At 73.9% G+C, this 5,114-nt stretch carries 4 protein-coding genes and 1 pseudogene; 3 read left to right on the top strand and 2 right to left on the bottom strand.

Features of this window, described 5'->3' with window-relative positions:
• Positions 1 to 688 (top strand): annotated as a pseudogene (locus ND748_RS24795) (hypothetical protein); the annotation flags it as partial.
• 147 nt (positions 689 to 835) lie between these two features.
• Positions 836 to 1,228: a DUF2237 domain-containing protein gene (locus tag ND748_RS24790; protein ID WP_251748398.1), complete on the top strand. Its 393-nt coding sequence runs from the start codon at positions 836 to 838 to the stop codon at positions 1,226 to 1,228.
• Positions 1,229 to 1,277: 49 nt separating this feature from the next.
• On the opposite strand, the gene ND748_RS24785 is transcribed toward ND748_RS24790, so the two are convergent.
• A complete protein-coding gene (locus tag ND748_RS24785; protein WP_251748396.1) occupies positions 1,278 to 2,213 on the bottom strand; it encodes a sulfotransferase in 936 nt (311 codons plus the stop codon).
• Between the two features lie 188 nt (positions 2,214 to 2,401).
• On the opposite strand from ND748_RS24785, the gene ND748_RS24780 reads away from it, so the two are divergent.
• Complete coding sequence (locus ND748_RS24780; RefSeq protein WP_251748394.1) at positions 2,402 to 3,376, top strand: hypothetical protein; 975 nt, start codon at positions 2,402 to 2,404, stop codon at positions 3,374 to 3,376.
• Between the two features lie 151 nt (positions 3,377 to 3,527).
• Here the strand turns inward: ND748_RS24780 and ND748_RS24775 are convergent, their stop codons facing one another.
• Positions 3,528 to 4,742 (bottom strand): ABC transporter substrate-binding protein, encoded by a 1,215-nt coding sequence (locus ND748_RS24775; RefSeq protein ID WP_251748392.1) that lies wholly within the window; start codon positions 4,740 to 4,742, stop codon positions 3,528 to 3,530.
• Positions 4,743 to 5,114: the final 372 nt, after the last annotated feature.

The following is a 5,114-nucleotide window of genomic DNA, read 5'->3' as shown; positions in this document are numbered from 1 at the left end:
GCGGCGTGGCTCGCTCGCGTTGCGCGACGGGCCGGCCGAGGCGGTCACCGTCAGCCCCGACGGGCGCCTCGCCGCCGTCGACACGGGTCTGGGCGTCGAGCTGTGGGACATCGGCGACGCGGAGCATCCCACGGCCACCTGGATGACCACGACGACCGAATCCAGCACGGTGGCCTTCGGCCCGGACAACCTGCTCGCGGTCGGTGACGGGGCCGACGTGACGCTGTGGGATCTCACCAGGCCCGAGCGGCCAAGGCAGCGCTCGACGATCCCGCACGCCGCCGGTGCCGACGGCGCCGTCGGTGCCCTCGCCCCGAGCCGTGACGGACGGCTGCTGGCGGTGGGCGGTGTCGACGGCGCAGGCCCGCTGCTGTGGGACCTGACCGCCCCGACCCCGATGCGACTCCTCACCGCCCCCGCCACCGCCCCCGCCACCGGCACCGCCCCCGCCCCCGCCCCCGGACAGGGGCTCTCGGTGCCGTCGTTGGTCTTCGGCGGCCCCGGCGCCGGCAGCCTGCTCGCGGCCGGGGTCGACGGGGTGCCCGTCGGAGCCCTCGGCGTCTGGGCGACCGAGCCCACCGACCTCATCCGCCGGATCTGTACCGACGTGCACATTCCCCTCACCGAGGCGGACTGGGCGGCCTATGTCGGCTACGGCGACTACGCACCCCCCTGCGACAGCACGTGATCATGGCCGCGCACGGCCTCGCTGACGGCGCCCGGACGGCGCCGCGCCCACCGGTCCGGGTGGACGTGCCGGTCGTCACCGCCGGATGACCGGCCCGATCTGGCCAGTCTCCGTGTGACCACCGCGCGGGTGGGAGAAACTGGGCGGGTGGCAGTGGAGCGCAACGTTCTCGGTGGCGAGCTCGAACCGTGCGGCACCGATCCGGTGACCGGTTTCTACCGCGACGGGTGCTGCAGCACCGGTCCGGAGGATCTTGGCAGCCACACCGTCTGCGCGGTCGTGACCGCCGACTTCCTGCGTCATCAACGCCAGGTCGGCAATGATCTGTCGACGCCCCGGCCGGAGTACTCCTTCCCCGGCCTGCGCCCCGGGGACCGCTGGTGCGTCGTCGCCGTCCGCTGGCTGCAGGCCTACGACGCCGGGGCCGCCGCCCCGGTCGTGCTCGCCTCCACGCACGAACGGGCCCTGGAGGTCATCCCGTTGGAGGCGCTGCGGGCCCACGCCGTCGACGTCCCCGCGGACCCGCGTTCGCTGAGCTGATCCGCGCTCAGACTGATCCCGTCCCCGTCCCCGTCCCCGTCCCGGTCGGTCAGTCGATCGTTTCGGGTTCGAGGCCGACGGTGAGCCAGTCGCGGTAGGTCAGGCCGGTCAGCTCCTCCAGTCGGGCGATGTCGTCGACGAAGTACGGCAGCACCGCGCGCCGCTGCTCGGGGGTCAGCTTCGGCCGGCCGCCCTTCTGCCGTTGCAGCGCGGCCAGCAGCGGGCCGCGCACCGCGTGGCGCACCGGCACGGGGAAGTGGTGGCCGATGCGCCCCCCGGTGCGCAGGGCCGCCCGCAGCGCCGTGTTCACCGGGGAGTCGGCGACGAACGGGGTGACGTTCTCCGACGGCACCAGGCCGACCAGCCCGGTGGAGACGCCGAGGAACTCGCAGACCCGGTCCAGCGTCGCCGCGGGGGAGTCGCGCAGGTCCCGGTAGCGCAGCAGCAGCACCTGGTCGCGGGAGAACAGGCCGAACAGGTGGGCGAGCTGCTCGCCGTAGCGGCCGAGGGAGACGTAGTGCCAGAACTGCGCCCAGCCGGCGTCGCGGCGCTGGGACTCCAGCGCGCAGGCGCGGACGAAATCGCGTTCGTTCTCCAGCCCCGCCGCCCACAGATGCGTCCAGTTGGAGTGGGCGCGGTCGACCGGGTTACGCAGTAGGACGATGATCCGCACCTTCGGCAGCAGCCGGCGGATCCGGTTCTGCGCGTCGAGGTCGTAGAGGTAGAACGGGGTCGCCTCGCCGGCGAGCGTTCCGGCGGGTGCCGGGGCGAACAGCGCCTCGTAGTCACGGCGGCGCCACACGTGCTCCTGGTAGGTCTGGGCGTCGCCGGGGCCGCCGCGGGCCGGCGGCGGGCCGTCGGAGAGGAAGAACTTCGGCTCCTTCACCTGGGGCAGGAACAACCCCGGATGCCGCGACAGCGCGGCGTGCAGCGCCGTCGTGCCGGCCTTGGGCACGCCGAGCACGAGGAAGTCGGGAAGGGCCATCGCCGGTCGCTCCTCAGGGACGGGGATCGGGGTCGGTCGATCCGGGCACGGGGCGGCGCCGGCCGGCGGCCATGCGCGGGCATAGCCGGGTAACTCGACCGGTGAAATCAGGATGGTAGCCGCGCGCCGCCGCCATCGGGGCCCGCTTGCCCGACGGCCCCCGGCAGGCGAAACGGTAGGGTTGCGGCGTGGCAATAAGCCAGCAGCACACGACATCCCAGACCGTGTCCCAGACTGTTCCCCTACCCGGCCGGCAGCCCGCGACCACCGTCGCCGCCTCGCCCGGACCGGGCCCGGGCTTCTGGGCCGGGGCGCCCAGCGCGGTGCTCGCGGACGGCGTGTTCTACCTGGCTTACCGGCTGCGCCGCCCGGTCGGCTCCGGCCGTGGCTACGGCCTGGTGATTGCCCGCTCCACCGACGGGGAGACGTTCACCGAGATCGCCGAGGTCCCGCGCGAGCCGTTCGGCGCGGAGAGCCTGGAGCGGCCCGCCCTGGTGGCGACCCCGCAGGGTTCCTGGCGGCTCTACGTCAGCTGCGCCACCCCGGACAGCCCACACTGGTGGGTGGACCTGCTCGAGGCCGACTCCCCGGCCGCCTTCGACCCGGGGCGCCGGCACACCGTGCTGCCCGGCGACCCGGCCACCCTCGCCGTGAAGGACCCGGTTGTGGCCCTGCTCGACGGCGAGTGGCAGCTCTGGGCATCCTGCCATCCCCTCGACGACCCGCTGGCCACCGACCGGATGGACAGCCGGCACGCCACCAGTCCCGACGGCGTGCACTGGACCTGGACCGGGACGGCGCTCGCCCCCCGCCCGGGCCACTGGGACGCCCGCGGCGTGCGGATCAGCGCCGTGCTCGCCGGCGGCACCCAGCTCGCCGGCGCCACCCAGGCCACCGGCGGCACCCAGCCGGTGGCCTACTACGACGGCCGGGCGAGCGCCGCGCAGAACTGGGCCGAACGCACCGGCCTCGCCGTCGGCATCACCGCCGACCGCTTCCACGCCGTCGGCACCGAGCCGGTGGCGTTCTCCCCGGACGGCGACGGCGCGCTGCGCTACGTCAGCGTCGTGCCCCTGCCCGACGGCGCCCACCGGCTGTACTACGAGGCCGCCCGGCCCGACGGCAGCCACGAGCTGCGCACCGAACTGCACCCGGCACCCTGAGTCACGGCCTACCGCCCGACACCCGGAGCCGGGCCGGCCGCGGGTGGCCGGGCACCGGGCGTCGCCGGCGTCGGGGCTTCCGGGGGGTGCCGGGCGTTCCGGGGGCGGACGCGGGGTCGCCGCCACCCCCGGAACGCGGGTCAGGGCCGGCTCAGGAGGTGATCTCCTTGCCGCAGAGCTGTTCCTTGACGACGTCGAACGCGGTGCCGGCGTCGTTGACCTGGACGAAGGCGTAGCAGGTGGTCTGGCGGCCCTGGCCGTGGGCGATGTCGATGGGCTGGATGAGGCCCTCGGCGTCGTAGTTCGTCACCGCGCGCAGCCCGTCGATGAAGCCCGCCCGGGTCGGGCAGTCGCCGGCCTCCGCCAGCCCGCGGACGAACATGTCCGTCTGGATGTAGGACATCAGCGGGATGTCCTGCTGCGGCTGGTCGATCTGCGGCGCGTAGCGGTTCATCGCGTCGACGTAGGCGGCGATCGCCGGACCGCCGGACTCGAACGGGCGGTAGAACAGTGGCACCGTCACCCCGGCCATCCCGGCGCCGTACTGCTTGAGCAGCCCGGCGTCGTACCCGTTGACCGCCATGACGACCTTGGGCGCGTGCCCGGCGGCGCGCAGCTGGGCGAGGACCTGGACGAGGGCGTCGGTGTCGGTGATGGCGAGCAGCGTGTCGGCGCCGCTGGCGACGACGCGCTGGGCGACCGCCGTGGGATTGTCCGCGCCGGGGGTGTAGCTGACGGTCCCACCGTCGCTGAGGCCGGCCGCCGTCATGCTCTGGACGAGCTTGGTGCCCACGTCGGAGACGCCGCCGGACAGCGCGGTCTGCAGCAGCACCGAGCGGCTGCCCCCGCGGGACTTCACGAACGTGCCGTAGGTGTCGACGGCGGCGCCGGTGGTGTAGGAGAACGAGAACATGTTGCGGTACTTCGACCAGACGCCCTCGGCGGCGAGCCCCGTGACGGGGATGCCCTGGTCGCTGAGGTACTGGGCGCTGCCGCCGGCCGCGACCGTGGACTCGATGAGGCCGAAGACCTTCTGGTGGTCGACGAGGTCACGCGCGGCGATCGCGTTCGCCGCCGGCGTGCCCTGGTCGTCCCGCCAGTCGTAGACGATCTTCCGGCCGTGGACGCCGCCCTTGGCGTTGATCGCGCCGAGCCGGGCGTCGATGCCGGCGCGGGCCGCCTGCAACGGCCCCGACACCGCGCCGGTGTCCGGGTACACGACGCCGATGTGGATCGCGTCCTTGGTCACCCCGGGCGTGTCGCAGTCGCCGGCGGCGCCCGCCGCGCCGCTGGCGCAGCCCGTGGCAACGGCCGCGGTCAGGGTGAGCGCGGCGGTCGCGAGACGTAACTGGACGTGGCGGCGCATAAGCGGCGAACCCCTCGGTGGCTGGCGGTGGACGATCGGCGAGTACGGGCGACGATCAGCGAACGGTGCATGCGGACTCCGATTGCGTCGGCAGCAGGGTGCGCCTGGCCGGAACCACGACTGCGATGTTCACCGCCTGTGACAACAGGCACGTGCCCGAGGCGGGGACGTTACCGTAAAATGTCCACACTCGGGCACAATACCGAGCACCACTTTATGGGGATATGCCTGGTGGGCATGGGTGTCCGCCGGCGACTGTGCGTAAGAGGCAGCGGGCGCGGTGTGTCGGCGGCGGGCCGCGCCGACCGCCGCTGTGGTGACACCGGGCAGCCGACCCGCCCGTGTCGGCGCCCGGCTGTCCGCCTCGGCGCC

Origin of the sequence: Frankia sp. AiPs1 (assembly GCF_023716945.1) — a bacterium.
Classification (GTDB): Bacteria; Actinomycetota; Actinomycetes; order Frankiales; family Frankiaceae; genus Frankia.
This window is presented reverse-complemented; position numbering and strand designations above follow the sequence as displayed.